Origin of the sequence: Rickettsia australis str. Phillips (assembly GCF_000273745.1) — a bacterium.
Lineage (GTDB): Bacteria > Pseudomonadota > Alphaproteobacteria > Rickettsiales > Rickettsiaceae > Rickettsia > Rickettsia australis.
Genome location: NZ_AKVZ01000032.1, coordinates 73,921 through 90,864, shown reverse-complemented (window position 1 = coordinate 90,864; position 16,944 = coordinate 73,921). Strand labels below are relative to the sequence as shown.

The window sequence follows — 16,944 nt, the reverse complement described above, 5'->3', positions numbered from 1 at the left end:
TGGTCTTGAAAAATCCCGTAATCTTATAACAGTCAGAGTAGCAACTGCCGTAGGACTTACAAAAATCGTTGATATAATTAAGCGATTCGGTATTAATAATGAACCAAAAAAAGTTTACTCTATGGTACTTGGTTCAATTGAAACTACACTTAGCAGAATGACCAATGCTTATGCAATTATTGCTAACGGCGGTAAAAAAGTTGAACCTCATTTTGTAGAATTAATTAAAGACCGTAACGGTAAAATTATTTATAGGCGAGATGATAGAGAATGTCTTTCTTGTAATGTCTCGGACGCCAATTTAGATATCGCAATATTAGAAATACCGAAAGAAGATGTTTATAGAGTTACGGATGAAGCTAGCGATTATCAAATTACTTCGTTTTTAACAGGAGCAATAGATAGAGGAACCGGTTATGCTGCGAAGAAGTTAGGGAAAATTATCGGTGGAAAAACCGGTACTAGTAACGATAGTAAAGATACATGGTTTATAGGTTTTACGCCTAAGATAGTAGTTGGCAGTTATGTTGGTTATGATACACCGAAAGAACTTGGAAAAAGGGCAACAGGTTCAAACGTAGTATTGCCGATTTTTATTGATTTTATGAGTAATGCTTATAAGGATGAGTCATCGCTGTCTTTCAAAGTTCCGGATTCAATTAAGCTAATCGCCGTAGATAGAGCAACAGGTAAAATTACACCAAACGGCACTGTTATAGAAGCATTTAAAGTAAATAATGTTCAGATGCTTGAGAATGAAGATATGATTGATACTCAAGATAATAATGATATTTTTGATTATGTACCGAGTAAGGAAGATCAGTCTCAAGAGATTTATTAAACTGTATACTTGTTTAAGCTGATGTCATTCCCCCTGCTTCCGCGGTAATGGCATCGTATACAACAAAGCTACCTGCTTATTTATTCAGAATTTTAATTATATGAAAAAATTGTTTTATATCTAACTGTTATAATATCACTTACTATACCTTTTATAACTAAAGCTAATTGTTTTTTAGTTAAAGAAAATGATAAATTTATTAAACGAGCAGGTAATTGCAAGTCTCGTTATACTCCATGCTCAACATTTTAAATTGCTATAAGTTTAATGGGTTATGATGATGGGTTTTTAATTGATAAAACTCATCCAAAATTACCTTTTAAGATGTGATGCTGATATGCTAGAGGTTTGGAAACAGCCCCATACACCTAAAGACTGGATGAAGAATAGCTGTCTTTGGTACTCGCAGATTATTACCAAAGAATTAGGTATTGAAAAATTTCGTGATTATGTAACGCAATTTGATTATGGTAATCATGAGATTTTAGGAGATAAAGGGAAGAATAACGGTTTAACTAATGCATGACTTTCTAGTTCTTTAGACATTTCACCGGAAGAACAATTAACTTTTCTTCAAAAACTAGAAGATAATAAATTGCTTGTAAGCGTTCAAGATCAGGAAATGACTAAAAATATCTTATTTATTAAAGATGTTGTTAGATGGTTGGAAGCTTTACGGTAAAACAGGCAGCGGTAATAAACTTAGCCGAGGTAGAACCATAAAGTTAAAAGATAAACAAATTTGATGATTTATAGGTTGGCTACAAAAAAATGACAGAACAGTTTTCTGTGTACATTTCATTGAAGATAATAAAACTTATGATTCTTATGCAGGACGAAGTTCTAAAGAAATAGCGAAAGAAAAGCTAAAAGAATTGATAAATAAAGAGTTAAAATAAATCTCAATTTTTATTTTCGAGGAACAACCAACAGTGAATTTGCTATTGGTTGTTGATTTAAAAAGAATCTAAGTGATCTATATATGAGTATCTTCGCCTGCATAGGAGAGTCCGGTCATCTCTACCGTAGTATGATCATTATGTTCTTCATTAGCTTTAGCAGCAAGTGTATCTTCAGCTATAGCAGCAGCAGCTCTTTCAGCTTCAATTTCATCAATATATTGTTTTAATTTAGCTTTTTTTGCGTTGTTACTTCTAACGCAATACCAAGTTACTCCTGCACCTATTGCAACAACTATGGAGGCAGCTACAGCTGTACCAATGCCTATATATGCAACTAAGGAATTATCGTTATCACGCTCATCAAACATATTTTCTTGAGAGTTGTAAGTTGTATTAAAAGTGTTATTAGTAAAGTTTGCTACGGTGTTAGTAATTAAATTTATTCCCGTTTCAGTCCAACTTTCAGTGTTATCGGAAAAGATTGATTCAGCAATTTCGGCAGTAGCATTTGTTATTGTGTTATCGATTGCATTAGTCGCCATTTCCGATAAATATTCTGTTACGGACTCTGTCCATTTGTTGGTTGTATTAATATCACTTGCTTGAGTAGTGCTAGATATCGGGTTAGCTATTAAATCCTTTATTTCTGAGAGAAGCGCCTGTAGAGTATTTTCTTTCTCTACTTCAAATATTTCGCACCCTTTAATATCTCCTATAATATGGTTATTATCCCCTGCGATACTCAGTATACCCTCAATAGTAAGCTTTTCTTGAAGATTTTCTTGACATATTTTAAGCAAGCGTTCCTCATATATATAAATCTTATCACCTTGTTTTTGCAATATATAATCCCGTATAGTCTGCCCATTATCATTAATCGCTGTAATAATAGTTTTGTTTGCATTTAATACTTCCTTTATTTTGAACATTCCTTCAAATATAAAATTTCTTGTTTCAGTATTTAATAATTCAATTCCTTTACTACACAGAGTGGTTAATATATTCTCTTTATGGCAAGTCTGTTCAATTAAACTAAAGGTAGTAGTTAGATAATAACTGGCCACATTATGTCCTATTTTAAGCATGTAGTATCCTTGACCACCAATTGTTTTTATTGTATTAGTAAGTCTTGCTACGGTAGTTAACGAAAAATGTAATATGTGATTCATGCTGTTCTATCCTTAAGTTTTATTAACAGTGGCACAATAGATAAAATTAATAAATTAGTCAAGAAATTACTAATTAATAATAAAAATTAATATTTAATATATAATCATTGCAATTTTAATCTGAATTGATAATTTTATTGTTTGAGTGATGTAAAAGTGTTACAATAATAATACTAATCAAATAAAAATAAGTCTATATGTCTAAAAGTCCAAGAGTTAATGTTACTTTTGAGCCGGTCATTTCCACTTTGCTTAGTAATTTAGCAGTTCAAGAAAATAAATCTTTATCGAGTTTAGTCAGAGAGTTAACACGAAGCTCTTGAAATGAGAGAAGATTTATTTTTGTCAAAAGTTGCTAAAAAGCTTGATAAAGAGAATGCTAAAACTTACTCTCACGAAGAAGCGTGGAAATGAATTTAAAATACGTTATCTAGAAGAAGTAACAAATAAGCATATCCCAATGCTTTCCTCCAATGCAAAAACTCTTATCAAATGTGCAATTGAAGAACGATTAATGTTTGAGCCCATAGCTTTTGGTAAACCGTTACGCTATAGTTTGAAAGGTCATAGAATACTCCGAGTGAGTGATTGCCGTATTATATACCGTATTGAACAAGAAACATCTACGGTAATTATTATTGCAATCAAACACAGAAAAGAGATATATCAGGAATTTATATAAGCCCTGTTATCTCTTGAAGTATCTAAAGAAATGTTATAAAGTCAAAAAGTGCATAGAAATTTGAGGGATATTATGCAAGTAGTAAAAGCTTTAGAACAAATTTTAGCAGATAGTTATGCTTTATATTTTACAACACAGAATTATCATTGGAATGTAGAAGGAGCGGAGTTTAGAAGTTTACATTTGTTATTTGAAGGACAATATGAAGATTTAGCTGAAGGCTTAGATGAATTTGCTGAGAGAGTGAGAAGTTTAGGTGCTAAAGTCCCAGCATTATCAAATTTAATAAAACTTGCATCTATAGATGAGGCAAATCCAAACGTAACAGCAAACGAAATGCTTAAAAGTCTAACAAAAGATCAAGATATTATTAGAGATACATTATATAAGGGGCTCAAAGTAGCACAAGCAGAGGGTGACGAGGGTACAGCCGATATGATTATTGGACGGATTAAGGTGCATGAAAAAAACAGATGGATGTTGAAGAGTAGTATGGTTTAGTAATACTTGTCATCCCGCGACTTGATCGCGGGATCCAAAAAATCAAAATCTAGATCCTGCGATCAAGTCGCGGGATGACAATATAAACAAAACAAAAATAAAATGGAACAATATGATGTAGCCGTCATAGGCGGTGGTCCAAGTGGATATGTTGCAGCAATTAGAGCAGCACAATTAAAGAAAAAAGTTGTATTAATAGAAAAAGAACATTTAGGAGGGGTATGTCTTAATTGGGGGTGTATACCGACTAAATCCCTGCTTAAATCTGCTGAGGTTTTTGAATATATAAAACACGCTAAAGGTTATGGAATTGATTCTAAAGGTGCTGAAATCAATATTAAGAAAATAGTTGAGCGTTCAAGAGAGATTTCAAATAAGCTTGCAGGTGGCGTTAAGTTACTATTGAAAAAAAATAAAGTTACCATGATAGACGGAGTAGCAAGTTTTGTAGGAAATAAGGTAATAAATATAAATAATAAACCTACAGTAAAAGCAGAAAATATTATTATAGCTACCGGAGCAAGATCTAGGGTTTTAAAAGGCTTTGAGCCTGATAGCAAGCAAATATGGACTTCAAAAGAAGCTATGATACCGCATCATGTGCCGCAATCTATGATTATTGTCGGCTCAGGTGCAATAGGTATAGAATTTGCTTCATTTTATAATAGTATTGGTGTGGATGTTACCGTAATTGAGGCACATAATAGAATATTACCTGCTGAAGATATGGAAATTGCTGGAATCGCTCATAAGAATTTTGAGAAAAAGGGCATAAAAATTATTACAAATGCTAAATTAATTAAGCAAACAAAATCAAAAGATAAGATAGAAGTTGAGCTAGATTTATCCGGTAAAACACAAAAATTACAAGCTGAAATCTTACTTATGGCAGTAGGTATTACGGCGAATACAGAAAATTTAGGACTAGAAACAACCAAAGTTAAAGTAGAAAATGGTTATATAGTTACTAACAGATTAATGCAAACTGCAGAACTAGGCATTTATGCTATAGGCGATGTAGCAGGAGTGCCTTGTTTAGCTCATAAAGCAAGCCATGAAGGTATTATTGCAGCAGAAAGCATAGCGGGCTTAAAACCCCATGCTATCAATAAGCATAATATACCGGGTTGCACTTATTCTTCGCCGCAAATAGCAAGCGTCGGGCTTACGGAAGAAGCAGCGAAAGCTTTAGGTTATGAATTACAAATCGGTAGGTTTCCTTTTATGGCTAACGGTAAGGCTTTAGTAATTGGTGATAGCGATGGCTTAATTAAAACTATATTTGATGCTAAGACGGGTGAGTTGCTCGGTGCTCATATGATAGGCTCGGAAGTAACAGAATTAATACAAGGATATGTGGTGTCAAAAAATTTAGAAGCAACAGAGTTGGATTTAATTAATACTATCTTCCCACATCCGACTTTATCGGAAATGATGCACGAGTCAGTACTCGCTGCTTATGATAGGGCAGTACATGTATGAACAAAGATAATTTAATCGAGAATTATGCAGTGGCGTTATTTAATAATGCTATGGTTGATAATATACAAGATAAAATCTTTGAAGAAATTACCGCTATAAATCGTGTTATTACCGATAATTTTGATATTAGAGAGTTCCTATTTTCTCCTATAGTAAATAAGAACGACAAAATTAACGCAGTCAATTCGTTAGCAAAAAATATCAAAATTAGTACAATAGTACAAAATTTTTTATTGTTATTGGTTAAAAATTCTCGTACTGCTATTTTATCTAATATAGTAGATACTTATAATACTTTACTATATGCAAGTAAAAACATCAAGATAGTTCAGGTTATTTCTGCAAATAAGTTACAACCTAAAGAGCAGGAGTGGATTAAATCTCGTATAGAAAAAGAATTAAATCAAAAAACAGAAATATTATTTGATATAGATAGTACTATTATTGGCGGTATTGTAATTAAATATGATAGTATGTTGCAAGATTACTCAATAAAAGGTAGTTTAGAAAAAATAACGAAAACTTTAAAGAAAGTTAGGATTGCTGCTTGAGTACTATTGTTATCCCGTGGCTTGACTACGGGATCTATAAGTAATCTAAAGCTGTATATTATTTTATCATTTTTAACTGGATCCTGTGGTCAAGCCACGGGATAACAACGCGTAATTAGGAGTCATCCCACATGAAACTAAAGCCTATTGAAGTAGCTGAAATATTACAAAAGGAAATAGCTAATATTAATTGCTTAAGTGAGATTGAAGAAGTAGGGCAGGTAATCTCGGTCGGTGACGGTATTGCTAAAATTTATGGTCTTGCTAATGTAAAATCTGGTGAAGTAGTAGAGTTTAAATCTGGTGTTAAGGGGCTTGTTTTAAATTTGGAGAATGATAGCGTCGGTGCTGTAATTATGGGCGATGATAACCAAGTACAGCAAGGAGATAAGGTCAAAAGAACTAAAGAAGTTTTAGAAGTACCGGTAGGAAAAGTTTTGCTTGGTCGTGTTGTTGATGCTCTTGGTAATCCTATTGACGGCAAAGGCGATATTGCAAGTAAAGAATACAGACATATCGAGATGAAAGCTCCGGGAATAATAGAAAGAACGAGCGTAAGCGAACCTGTACAAACCGGAATAAAGGCTATAGATTCGTTAATTCCGATAGGTAGAGGGCAAAGAGAGTTAATAATCGGTGATAGACAAACCGGAAAAACGGCGATAGCGGTTGATACTATTATTAATCAAAAACAAGCTCATTTACTTACTAATGAAAGCGATAAAATTTATTGTATTTATGTAGCTATTGGGCAGAAAAGATCAAGCGTTGCACAGATAGTAAAAAAACTAGAAGATGCCGGAGCAATGGACTATACAATCGTTGTTTCGGCTACTGCTTCGGAAGCTGCATCTCTTCAATTCATTGCCCCTTATTCTGCCTGTAGTATGGGCGAATATTTTCGTGATAACGGTATGCATGCACTTATTATTTATGATGATTTAAGTAAGCATGCCGTCGCATATAGACAAATCTCATTATTACTTAGAAGACCTCCCGGGCGAGAAGCATATCCCGGTGACGTGTTCTACTTGCATTCAAGATTGCTTGAGCGCGCTGCTAAAATGTCAGAGGAAAAAGGCAGCGGTTCACTTACTGCTCTTCCTATAATCGAGACGCAGGCAGGTGATGTATCTGCCTATATCCCAACGAATGTTATTTCAATTACCGACGGTCAAATTTTCTTAGAAAGTGAGTTATTTTATAAGGGTGTAAGACCTGCCGTTAATGTCGGTATTTCAGTAAGCCGCGTTGGTTCTGCAGCACAAATAAATGCTATGAAGCAGGTAGCAGGTTCGGTAAAGCTAGAACTTGCTCAATTTAGAGAGCTGGAGTCTTTCTCACAATTTGGATCAGATCTAGACCCTGCCACTAAAGCACAAATCGATCACGGTAAAAGATTAGTTGAGATATTAAAACAAGCTCAATATCATCCTTTTCCGGTAGAAGAACAAATAATAAGTATTTATGTCGGCACTAAGAAATATTTAAATGATGTACCGCTTCAGACAGTAAAAGAATTTGAAGATAAAATGCTTACGGAGATAAGGTTAAATAAAAAAGATATTTTGGAATCAATAAAAAACGAGCAACGTATAACCGAAGAAACCGAGCAGAAACTAAAAGCATTTTTAGAAAATTTTGTAAAAGCCTACTGTGTCATGCTGTGACTTGATCACGGCATCCAGTAAAATAAGTTAAAAATACTGGACTCCGTAGGTACAAGACACGGGGTGACAATGGCAAACTAAAAAACTATATGTCACATTTAAAGAAATTAAGAACTAGAATTAAAAGCGTTAAATCTACACAAAAGATTACTAAGGCAATGCAATTAGTATCAGCTTCTAAAATGGCAAAAATAAAAAGTCAAATAGCCAATTCAAATTGTTATATTGAGGCTATTAGTAAAATGATGTCCGATATAGTATCAATTGATATGTATGAGCTATCTATAGAAGAGCAGAAATTTTTTAATACTATACCGAATAAAGCAAATTTATTGATAGTTATGACATCACAGCGTGGTTTATGCGGAACGTTTAATTACAGTATAATTAAGCAAGTTAAGAATGATATTAAAGAGTTAGAAAATAAAGGCGAACAAATAAAGCTTATCATTATAGGAAAAAAAGGTTACGAAGCACTAAAAAGGCAATATGCAAATTATATTGATAGTTATTTTGAGTTACCCAAAATTCATGCTGTAAATCTGATGCTGCAAGTAAAACAAAAAATTATGTCGCTAGTCGCAAATCTAGAAGTTAGTAATTGTGTTATATATTTTAATAAATTCAAGAACGCAATGACTCAAATTATGACTAGACAACAGGTTTTACCGGTAGAAAAATATCATGATGGTTCTAAAATAGAGAATGACCATTATGAGTATGAGGGGGAAAATCTAATTTCTAATCTAATTAATTTGTATGTGAATTCCCAAATAAATTATGCTTTACTACAAAGTAGAGCAAGTGAAGAGGGAGCTAGAATGACCGCTATGGAAAATGCAACAAATAATGCTAATGATTTAATAAGTAAATTAGTTTTAAAGTTAAATGGATCAAGACAGGCTATTATTACTACGGAGTTGATAGAGATTATAGCCGGCTCTGAGGCGGTGTAGATATGTGTATTATGTCATTCCCGCCTACGCGGGAATGACATATGGGCAACTATGTAAGAACATTATCTTAACAGAAAAAATTATGACAAAAAATATCGGTAAAATTACTCAGATTATTTCAGCGGTGGTGGATGTAAAATTTACGAATAACGGTGAGTTACCGGAAATTTTAAATGCTCTAGAGTGCTATAACGATAAACGAAGGATAGTGCTGGAAGTAGCCCAACATATAGGTGATGATACGGTTCGTTGTATTGCTATGGATTCTACTGAAGGATTAGCGCGGGGTGTAGAAGTAATAGATACAGGTAGTCCTATTTGTATTCCTGTAGGTACTGAGACGCTTGGTCGTATAATGAATGTTGTAGGTGAGCCGATTGATGGTAAAGGAGACATTAAAAGCTCAAATATTTCTGCTATATATAATTCTGCTCCTGATTTTACCAATCAGTCAACCGAGCGTAATATATTAGTAACCGGTATTAAAGTTGTTGATTTACTTGCTCCTTATACTAAAGGCGGTAAGATAGGATTATTCGGCGGTGCAGGTGTAGGTAAAACCGTGTTAATTATGGAGCTTATTAATAACGTAGCTAAGGCACATGGCGGTTATACGGTATTTGCAGGAGTCGGTGAGAGAACTAGAGAGGGTAATGATCTTTACCATGAAATGATTGACTCGGGTGTGATTGATCTTGAGAAACCGGAAAATTCAAAAGTAGCTCTTGTTTATGGACAAATGAACGAGCCACCGGGAGCAAGGGCAAGAGTTGCGTTAAGCGGTCTGACCATTGCGGAAAGTTTTAGAGATATGAATGAGGGGCAAGATGTTTTGTTTTTCGTAGATAATATTTTCCGTTTCACTCAAGCAGGTTCTGAAATATCGGCACTGCTTGGTAGGATTCCGTCAGCGGTAGGGTATCAGCCTACTCTTGCTACCGATATGGGAGTACTACAAGAGCGTATCACCTCTACTAAGCACGGCTCAATAACTTCCGTGCAGGCTATATATGTACCGGCGGATGATTTAACTGATCCTGCTCCTGCTACTTCTTTCGCACATCTAGATGCTACCACGGTACTTAGCCGTCAGATAGCCGAGCTTGGAATTTATCCAGCAGTTGACCCGTTAGATAGTAATTCTCAGGTACTTGACCCGATGATTGTCGGTGAGGAGCATTATAGCGTAGCAAGACAAGTACAGCAGGTTTTACAAACTTATAAATCGTTGCAGGATATCATTGCTATTTTAGGTATGGATGAGTTATCCGAAGAAGATAAACTAACTGTGTCGCGTGCTAGAAAAATACAGCGTTTCTTATCACAGCCTTTCCATGTCGCCGAAGTATTTACCGGAGCTGAAGGCAAATTTGTTAATCTAGCTGATACTATCGCAGGTTTTAAAGGATTGGTAGAGGGTAAATATGATGATTTACCGGAAGCTGCTTTTTATATGGTCGGAACTATAGACGAGGCTATTGAGAAAGCGAAGATTTTGAATTAATGTGTATGTCATTCCCACGTGGCATTGTTGCGTAGACCAGTTGTCCCGTCATTGCAAGGAAAATTACGAAGTAATTGACGAAGCAATCCAGTAAAAAATGCTAATTTATAGCGTTTTTTTATTATTTTTGTGGATTGCCACGTCGCTTCGCTCCTCGTAATGACATTAATTTCACTATATTATTATATGAACGAAACAATTTTAGTCAAAATAATTACTCCTTTAAGTATTGCATTTGAAAAGCAAGCTAAAATGGTAACAATGCCGGGTGAGGATGGTATGTTTGGTGTGCTATCGAATCACGCTCCGATGATCGTTAGTTTAAAAGCCGGTTTAATACAGGTTTATATAGATGATATACACAACCCACAAATTACTTATCTTGTTTCCAGCGGTGTAACCGAAGTAACGGGCAGTTATGTTAACATAGCCACAGAAACGGCTATTAACGTTACGAATTTAAGTGAAGCGGAGATAGCAACTAAGCTTCAGGGTCTTCAAAAACCTTTATCAGAACAACATTAATTTGTTTGAAAAATCTACGTTTTGGGATAAGGTTATTGTAATAATTATTTCTAGTTTTTATGTTATTCCCGCGGAAGCGAAAGTATACTGTATTTATACTTTTTATACTGGAGTCCTGTCTACGCAGGAATGACATAGTCGGCGATGTTACTAGCATAACGAATATCAAGTGAGAAACAAATGTCAAAAATGCATAATTCAGAATATATAAAAGAGTTATCAGTCGATAATAGTTCATACAAAATTTATGATATAAATAAAGCGGCAAGCGATATCGAACTTCCTTTAAAAAAGCTCCCATACAGTTTAAGAGTATTATGTGAAAACGTGCTACGTACCAGTGGTAATAAAGAAAGCTTACTTGTGTTTAAAGAATGGCTGAACACTAAAAAATCTGATGCAGAAATAGATTTTATGCCGGCAAGAGTTTTGATGCAGGATTTTACCGGTGTGCCTGCTATTGTCGACTTGGCTGCTATGCGTGATGCGATGAAGAAAATAGGAGGTGATCCGTTAAAAATTAATCCGCTTATTCCTGTTGATTTGATAATAGATCATTCAGTAAGCGTTGATTCTTATGCAGCTAAGGATTCATTCGATAAAAACGTGCAAATGGAAATGAAACGTAATATAGAGCGTTATGCATTTCTTAAATGGGGGCAGCAGGCATTTAATAATTTTAAAGTAGTGCCGCCCGGTACGGGTATTTGTCATCAGGTAAATTTAGAATATTTAGCAAAAGTCGTGTGGCATAAAGACGGACTTGCTTATCCTGATAGTTTAGTTGGAACGGATAGCCATACAACGATGGTAAATGGAGTGTCGGTAATTGGTTGGGGAGTTGGCGGAATAGAAGCAGAAGCTGCAATGCTTGGTCAGCCACTTACTATGATTTTACCAGAAGTAATCGGAGTGAAACTAACAGGAAAATTAACAGGTATATCTACAGCAACCGATTTAGTTTTAACCGTTACCGAGATGTTGCGGAAAAAGAAAGTAGTAGGTAAGTTTGTTGAGTTTTGCGGTGAGGGCTTAAAAAACCTAACGATTGCCGACCGTGCTACTATTTCTAATATGTCGCCTGAATATGGTGCTACTTGCGGCTTTTTCCCGATTGATCAAGAAACTATAAAATATCTAGAGCTAACAGGTAGAGAAAAAGCACAAATCAAATTAGTAGAGAAATATGCAACCGAGCAGAATCTTTGGTATGATTTTGAGCATGAGGCAGAATATACCGAAATTTTAGAGCTAGATTTATCTACGGTACATAGCTCGCTTGCCGGGCCAAGACGTCCGCAAGATAGGGTAAATTTAAACGATGTAGCAAGTAGTTTTAAACATGAATTGCCGAATTTCGGTATAGAAAGTAAAGGTATTGATAAAAAATATGCCGTAGCAAATCAGAATTACAAAATCGGTAACGGTGATGTGGTAATTGCAGCGATCACTAGCTGTACTAATACCTCAAATCCTAGCGTGATGATTGGTGCAGCACTTCTTGCTAAAAAAGCACTAGAACATGGGTTAAAGGTAAAGCCTTGGGTTAAAACTTCTCTTGCTCCTGGATCAAAAGTCGTAACGGAATATTTGAAGCTTAGCGGTCTTGATAAATATTTAGATGAGCTAGGGTTTAATCTAGTAGGTTATGGCTGCACTACTTGCATCGGTAATTCTGGTCCTTTAAATCCGGACATAGAGGAAACTATTAATAAAAACGGGTTAGTTATTGCTTCCGTTTTATCGGGTAATAGGAACTTTGAAGGGCGAATTAATCCCCTTACTAAAGCGAACTATCTCGGATCGCCTATTTTAGTCGTAGCATATGCACTTAGCGGCACTCTTAATATAGATTTAAATAGCCAACCAATAGGAAAAAATATTTATTTGAAAGATATTTGGCCAAGTAAAGAAGAGATAGATGAAGTTATTGCAAATTCAATTAATTCCTCTATGTTTATAGAAAAATATTCCGATATATTTAGTGGAACAAAAGAGTGGCAAAGTCTAGAGGTTACTAATAGTTTTACTTATAACTGGAGTAAGAATAGTACCTATATTAATAATCCGCCTTATTTTGAGGATATAGGCAGCAAGAATAATATAAAAGATATAAAATCTGCAAAAATTCTAGCAATTTTCGGTGATTCTATTACTACCGATCATATTTCGCCGGCAGGAAGTATTAGTAAAACCAGCCCTGCTGCTAAATATTTAACGGACCATCATATAGAGCCTCTAGAGTTCAACTCGTACGGATCACGAAGAGGCAATCATGAAGTGATGATGCGTGGCACATTTGCTAATATCCGTATAAAAAATGAAATGTGTAAGGCAGTAGAAGGCGGCTTTACTATAAACCAATTAAGTAGTACGCAGCAAACTATTTACGATGCGGCTATGGACTATAAAGCTAATGATGTACCGGTAGTGATTTTTGCCGGTAAAGAATATGGTAGCGGTTCATCTAGAGATTGGGCAGCAAAAGGTCCGCAACTGCTTGGCGTAAAGGCAGTGATTGCCGAGAGCTTTGAGCGAATACATCGTTCAAATTTAGTTGGTATGGGTATTTTACCGCTAACTTTTACCGGCAATAATACAAGATTAGATTTACAATTAGACGGTTCAGAAACTATTGATATCATAGGCTTAAGTGAACAAATAAAGCCTTATAATCCTGTTAAATGCGTGATAAAAAAACAAACTGGCGAAATAAGAACAATCGATTTAATATTGCAAATATTTACGGATAATGAGATAAATTATATACAGCACGGCAGTATCATGCATTTTGTGATAGAGAGTTTGAAAAAATAACTATGTATTGAGTTAATCCAAGAGTAGATCTGGCATTTAAGAAAATCTTTGGAGTAAGAAAACAAAGATTTATTAATATCGCTTATTAATTCGATAGTAACCAAGGCAGATCAGGTAAAAGAAGTAACTCTAATTAATCCATATAATCCAAAGAGTTTTTTAAACAATAAGCTTTCTGTTTTAGATATTAAAGCTAAAGGCGAAAGCGGTAAAATATTTAATATCGAAATTCAGGTAACGGATGAAGCAAATTATGATAAAAGAGCTTTATATTATTGGGCAAAGCTATATGTTGGACAGCTAAAAGAAGGTTCTAGATATTCAGAATTAAACAAAACGATAGGAATCCATATACTAATTTTACCGGCATCACAAATATTGATAAATATCATAATATATTTAGGTTGAAAGAAGATGAAACCAGTTTAAAATATTTTGAGGATATAGAGCTACACACTATAGCACTCAATAAGTTTGCTGATAACATCAAAGAAGAATTATCCGATATAGTAAAAAAAGTAAAGAATGCTTTAGATGTATGGGTTGCTTTTTTAACTAGAAATGATTTGCTAAATAAAGATAAGCTTCCTAAAGAATTAAACAGTAAAGAGCTCAAGCAAGCATTAAATGTGCTTGAAGTGATAAATTTAAGTGATGAAGAAAAGAGAAGAATATGAACACCGCTTAAATTGGTTGAGAATTGAAGCTAGTGCTGTTAAAAGGGCTGAAGAAAGAGGCGAAGAGAAAGCTATGGCAAAAATAGCAAAAAAGATGTTAATGAAAACAGAATCTATAGAAGAAATTCATGAAATTACCGAATTACTATGAAAGAAATACACAGATTAAAAGATGAAATTGAGAAGTAAAAAAGGAAAAGTATATGGACAAGCATCTTAAAGAATATACCGAGAGTGGTAAGAAGAATCTAATTGTGGTATATATATTATATCTATGTGGAATAGTAGCACCGATATTACCGTTAATTGGAGTATTTTTTGCATATCTCAATAAAGATAAAGGTGATCACTTTGCTATTAGTCATTATGTGTTGTTATTTCGTACTTTTTGTCTTGGGATACTTGGGTGGATTGTATGTTTCATATTTACGTTTATCATTATTGGAGTAGTACTATATTTTGCACTCGCTGTTTGGTATGTACTTCGTGTTGCCATAGGTTTTAAATATATGATAGAGGATCAGACATACCCAAACCCTATGACTTATTGGATTAAATAAGATGATAAAACTGAACGTAGACGGTTCTGAAATAGAAATATCAGAAGGTAGCACCGTTTATCAAGCCTGTACACAAGCAGGTAAAGAAATTCCTCATTTTTGTTATCATGAGCGTTTAAAAATCGCCGGTAATTGCCGTATGTGTTTGGTTGAAATGGAAAAATCACCAAAGCCTATAGCTTCTTGTGCAATGCCGGTAAGTAACGGTATGGTTATTCACACCGATACACCTATGGTAAAAAAAGCACGTGAAGGGGTGATGGAGTTTCTACTGATTAACCATCCTTTAGATTGCCCTATTTGTGATCAAGGAGGTGAGTGTGATTTGCAGGATCAGGCTTTTAGATACGGCAAAGGTACTAATAGGTTCCATGAAAATAAGAGATCTATTAAAGATAAATATATGGGACCGCTGATTAAAACAGCGATGACTAGATGTATACAATGCACAAGATGTATTAGATTTGCAAATGATATAGCCGGAATAGAAGAAATGGGAGCTATCCATCGTGGCGAGCATATGGAGGTTACTTCATATTTAGAGCAAACACTCGATTCTGAAATTTCCGGTAATATGATAGATATTTGTCCGGTCGGTGCTTTAAATTCCAAACCTTATGCCTTTAAAGCTCGTAAATGGGAACTAAAACATACCGCTAGCATTGGCGTACATGATGCCGAAGGTTCCAATATTCGTATAGATAGTCGAGGCGATGAGGTAATGAGAATATTACCTCGTGTTAATGAAGAAATAAATGAGGAATGGATTTCTGATAAAAACCGTTTTAGTTATGACGGTTTGAAATATCAGCGTTTAGATCGCCCTTATATCAGAAAAAACGGTAAGTTAGTAGAGGCTAGTTGGAGCGAAGCCTTAAAGACGATAGCGGATAAAATTAAATCCGTAACACCGGAGAAAATTGCTGCTATTGTAGGTTCTCTTGCTTCTGTTGAAGCAATGTTTATGCTGAAAACATTAATGCAAAAGCTTGGCTGTAATAATTATAGTGTTAATCAGTTTAACTATAAAATAGATACTACGCAGCGAGGAAACTACTTATTTAATACAACGATTGTCGGCGTCGAAAAGGCTGATTTATGTTTACTAATCGGAGCAAATCCAAGGCAGATAGCTCCGGTGTTAAATAGCCGAATAGGACAGAAAGTGCGTGCCGGTTCATTAAAAGTAGCAAGAATAGGTGAAGGACATAACCAAACTTATAGAATTCAGGATCTAGGAAGTGATATTAAGATTATTGAGGAGCTAGCTATTGGTACTCATGAGTTTACGAAAGCTTTAAAAGCAGTAAAATATCCGATGATTATAGTAGGTGATGGCGTATATGCGAGAGATGACGGATATGCTATATTGTCGCTTATCCATAAGATAGTGACTGAATATAATATTATGCGTGATGATTGGAAGGGCTTTAATATATTGTATAATCATGCTTCTATAGTTGGCGGTCTTGACGTTGGTTTGAATAATCCTATTAAGCTTGAGGAACTGGAACTCGCTTATCTGCTTGGAGCGGACGCCATCTCATTTGATAAGTTGAAATCGGCTTTTATAGTATATCAAGGACATCATGGGGATTCAGGTGCTGCGAATGCTGATGTAATTTTACCTGCGGCTGCTTATACAGAGCAGAGCGGCATTTACGTAAATTTAGAAGGAAGACCGCAAATAGCAGAAAAAGCAGTATCGCTTGTAGGAACAGCTAAAGAAGATATAGAAATTATTAAAGAGCTTGCCAGTTATCTGAAACTAGATATCGGAATGAGTGATTTACAAGAAGTAAGAGCCAAACTTGCTAAAGAATATAAGATATTTGCTAATATTGATAAAATTGTAGAGAGTAAATTTGCTAAATTTAGCTCTAAAGATAAGTTATCAAAAGAGCCTATAACTACGGAGCCTAGTAATTATTACATGACTGACGTAATTAGCAAAAACTCGGTCACTATGGCTAAGTGCGTAGAGGCTAAGGAAGCAAGAAGTAGGGAGGTAGCATAAAGAGTCGTCATTGCACGGAAATTACGTAAGTAATTGACGAAGCAATCCAGTAAAAATTCTGATTTACAGAATTTTTTAATCTTTTGCTGG

Annotated in this window: 18 protein-coding genes and 1 pseudogene; 18 read left to right on the top strand and 1 reads right to left on the bottom strand. The window is 34.9% G+C overall.

The genetic code is table 11. The features are described 5' to 3' along the window. The 3 genes and pseudogenes from A452_RS0106060 to A452_RS12880 all read left to right on the top strand — a co-directional run. A partial coding sequence (locus tag A452_RS0106060) for a penicillin-binding transpeptidase domain-containing protein (protein WP_017208656.1) occupies nt 1–841 on the top strand: 841 nt, incomplete at its 5' end. A gap of 337 nt (nt 842–1,178) precedes the next feature. Continuing rightward, complete coding sequence (locus tag A452_RS12255) at nt 1,179–1,367, top strand: penicillin-binding transpeptidase domain-containing protein (protein ID WP_231289986.1); 189 nt, start codon at nt 1,179–1,181, stop codon at nt 1,365–1,367. Between the two features lie 96 nt (nt 1,368–1,463). After that, nucleotides 1,464–1,740: pseudogene (locus A452_RS12880) on the top strand (penicillin-binding transpeptidase domain-containing protein). Between the two features lie 77 nt (nt 1,741–1,817). Here A452_RS12880 and A452_RS08615 read toward each other — a convergent pair. After that, on the bottom strand, nt 1,818–2,912 hold the full coding sequence (locus tag A452_RS08615) for a hypothetical protein (protein ID WP_014412258.1): 1,095 nt from the start codon (nt 2,910–2,912) through the stop codon (nt 1,818–1,820). Between the two features lie 197 nt (nt 2,913–3,109). Between A452_RS08615 and A452_RS12620 the strand changes: the two genes are divergently transcribed. The 15 genes from A452_RS12620 (at nt 3,110) to nuoG (ending at nt 16,854) form a co-directional block, all read left to right on the top strand. Continuing rightward, entirely contained in the window at nt 3,110–3,235 is a 126-nt protein-coding gene (locus tag A452_RS12620; protein ID WP_017208653.1) for a hypothetical protein, read from the top strand. A gap of 191 nt (nt 3,236–3,426) precedes the next feature. Further along, entirely contained in the window at nt 3,427–3,594 is a 168-nt protein-coding gene (locus tag A452_RS12250) for a type II toxin-antitoxin system RelE family toxin (protein ID WP_238533858.1), read from the top strand. Between the two features lie 72 nt (nt 3,595–3,666). Further along, complete coding sequence (locus A452_RS0106015) at nt 3,667–4,095, top strand: Dps family protein (RefSeq protein ID WP_014412260.1); 429 nt, start codon at nt 3,667–3,669, stop codon at nt 4,093–4,095. A 102-nt stretch (nt 4,096–4,197) separates the two neighbouring features. After that, nucleotides 4,198–5,577 carry a dihydrolipoyl dehydrogenase gene (gene lpdA / locus A452_RS0106010; RefSeq protein WP_014412261.1) on the top strand — a complete coding sequence of 460 codons (1,380 nt, stop codon included), beginning with the start codon at nt 4,198–4,200 and terminating at the stop codon, nt 5,575–5,577. After that, complete coding sequence (gene atpH, locus A452_RS0106005) at nt 5,574–6,128, top strand: ATP synthase F1 subunit delta (protein ID WP_014412262.1); 555 nt, start codon at nt 5,574–5,576, stop codon at nt 6,126–6,128. The genes lpdA and atpH overlap by 4 nt, the downstream gene beginning before the upstream one ends. Nucleotides 6,129–6,259: 131 nt before the next feature. Next, a complete protein-coding gene (gene atpA / locus A452_RS0106000; RefSeq protein WP_014412263.1) occupies nt 6,260–7,798 on the top strand; it encodes a F0F1 ATP synthase subunit alpha in 1,539 nt (512 codons plus the stop codon). An 89-nt stretch (nt 7,799–7,887) separates the two neighbouring features. Beyond that, complete coding sequence (gene atpG / locus A452_RS0105995; RefSeq protein WP_014412264.1) at nt 7,888–8,754, top strand: ATP synthase F1 subunit gamma; 867 nt, start codon at nt 7,888–7,890, stop codon at nt 8,752–8,754. Nucleotides 8,755–8,836: 82 nt separating this feature from the next. Further along, on the top strand, nt 8,837–10,258 hold the full coding sequence (atpD, locus tag A452_RS0105990; RefSeq protein WP_014412265.1) for a F0F1 ATP synthase subunit beta: 1,422 nt from the start codon (nt 8,837–8,839) through the stop codon (nt 10,256–10,258). Nucleotides 10,259–10,444: 186 nt separating this feature from the next. Beyond that, nucleotides 10,445–10,783: a F0F1 ATP synthase subunit epsilon gene (locus A452_RS0105985; RefSeq protein ID WP_014412266.1), complete on the top strand. Its 339-nt coding sequence runs from the start codon at nt 10,445–10,447 to the stop codon at nt 10,781–10,783. 180 nt (nt 10,784–10,963) lie between these two features. Next, entirely contained in the window at nt 10,964–13,600 is a 2,637-nt protein-coding gene (gene acnA, locus A452_RS0105980) for an aconitate hydratase AcnA (protein WP_014412267.1), read from the top strand. A 75-nt stretch (nt 13,601–13,675) separates the two neighbouring features. Then, the gene (locus A452_RS12615) at nt 13,676–14,008 is read left to right on the top strand and encodes an Rpn family recombination-promoting nuclease/putative transposase (protein WP_155813389.1); all 333 of its coding nucleotides are present in this window, start codon (nt 13,676–13,678) and stop codon (nt 14,006–14,008) included. Next, nucleotides 14,005–14,277 carry a PD-(D/E)XK nuclease family transposase gene (locus A452_RS12610; RefSeq protein WP_014412268.1) on the top strand — a complete coding sequence of 91 codons (273 nt, stop codon included), beginning with the start codon at nt 14,005–14,007 and terminating at the stop codon, nt 14,275–14,277. The genes A452_RS12615 and A452_RS12610 overlap by 4 nt, the downstream gene beginning before the upstream one ends. Further along, complete coding sequence (locus A452_RS12245) at nt 14,255–14,428, top strand: hypothetical protein (protein WP_014412269.1); 174 nt, start codon at nt 14,255–14,257, stop codon at nt 14,426–14,428. The genes A452_RS12610 and A452_RS12245 overlap by 23 nt, the downstream gene beginning before the upstream one ends. A 52-nt stretch (nt 14,429–14,480) precedes the next feature. Continuing rightward, the gene (locus A452_RS0105965) at nt 14,481–14,837 is read left to right on the top strand and encodes a DUF4870 family protein (RefSeq protein WP_014412270.1); all 357 of its coding nucleotides are present in this window, start codon (nt 14,481–14,483) and stop codon (nt 14,835–14,837) included. A 1-nt stretch (nt 14,838) separates the two neighbouring features. After that, nucleotides 14,839–16,854 (top strand): NADH-quinone oxidoreductase subunit NuoG, encoded by a 2,016-nt coding sequence (nuoG, locus tag A452_RS0105960; RefSeq protein WP_014412271.1) that lies wholly within the window; start codon nt 14,839–14,841, stop codon nt 16,852–16,854. Nucleotides 16,855–16,944 lie beyond the last annotated feature (90 nt).

What these genes read in the sequence shown, in the direction of transcription:
- A452_RS12255 (WP_231289986.1), top strand. Translation starts at nt 1,179, where the DNA reads ATGCTAGAGGTTTGGAAACAGCCCCATACACCTAAAGACTGGATGAAG.
- A452_RS08615 (WP_014412258.1), bottom strand. Translation starts at nt 2,912, where the DNA reads ATGAATCACATATTACATTTTTCGTTAACTACCGTAGCAAGACTTACT.
- A452_RS12620 (WP_017208653.1), top strand. Translation starts at nt 3,110, where the DNA reads ATGTCTAAAAGTCCAAGAGTTAATGTTACTTTTGAGCCGGTCATTTCC.
- A452_RS12250 (WP_238533858.1), top strand. Translation starts at nt 3,427, where the DNA reads ATGTTTGAGCCCATAGCTTTTGGTAAACCGTTACGCTATAGTTTGAAA.
- A452_RS0106015 (WP_014412260.1), top strand. Translation starts at nt 3,667, where the DNA reads ATGCAAGTAGTAAAAGCTTTAGAACAAATTTTAGCAGATAGTTATGCT.
- lpdA (WP_014412261.1), top strand. Translation starts at nt 4,198, where the DNA reads ATGGAACAATATGATGTAGCCGTCATAGGCGGTGGTCCAAGTGGATAT.
- atpH (WP_014412262.1), top strand. Translation starts at nt 5,574, where the DNA reads ATGAACAAAGATAATTTAATCGAGAATTATGCAGTGGCGTTATTTAAT.
- atpA (WP_014412263.1), top strand. Translation starts at nt 6,260, where the DNA reads ATGAAACTAAAGCCTATTGAAGTAGCTGAAATATTACAAAAGGAAATA.
- atpG (WP_014412264.1), top strand. Translation starts at nt 7,888, where the DNA reads ATGTCACATTTAAAGAAATTAAGAACTAGAATTAAAAGCGTTAAATCT.
- atpD (WP_014412265.1), top strand. Translation starts at nt 8,837, where the DNA reads ATGACAAAAAATATCGGTAAAATTACTCAGATTATTTCAGCGGTGGTG.
- A452_RS0105985 (WP_014412266.1), top strand. Translation starts at nt 10,445, where the DNA reads ATGAACGAAACAATTTTAGTCAAAATAATTACTCCTTTAAGTATTGCA.
- acnA (WP_014412267.1), top strand. Translation starts at nt 10,964, where the DNA reads ATGTCAAAAATGCATAATTCAGAATATATAAAAGAGTTATCAGTCGAT.
- A452_RS12245 (WP_014412269.1), top strand. Translation starts at nt 14,255, where the DNA reads ATGAAGAAAAGAGAAGAATATGAACACCGCTTAAATTGGTTGAGAATT.
- A452_RS0105965 (WP_014412270.1), top strand. Translation starts at nt 14,481, where the DNA reads ATGGACAAGCATCTTAAAGAATATACCGAGAGTGGTAAGAAGAATCTA.
- nuoG (WP_014412271.1), top strand. Translation starts at nt 14,839, where the DNA reads ATGATAAAACTGAACGTAGACGGTTCTGAAATAGAAATATCAGAAGGT.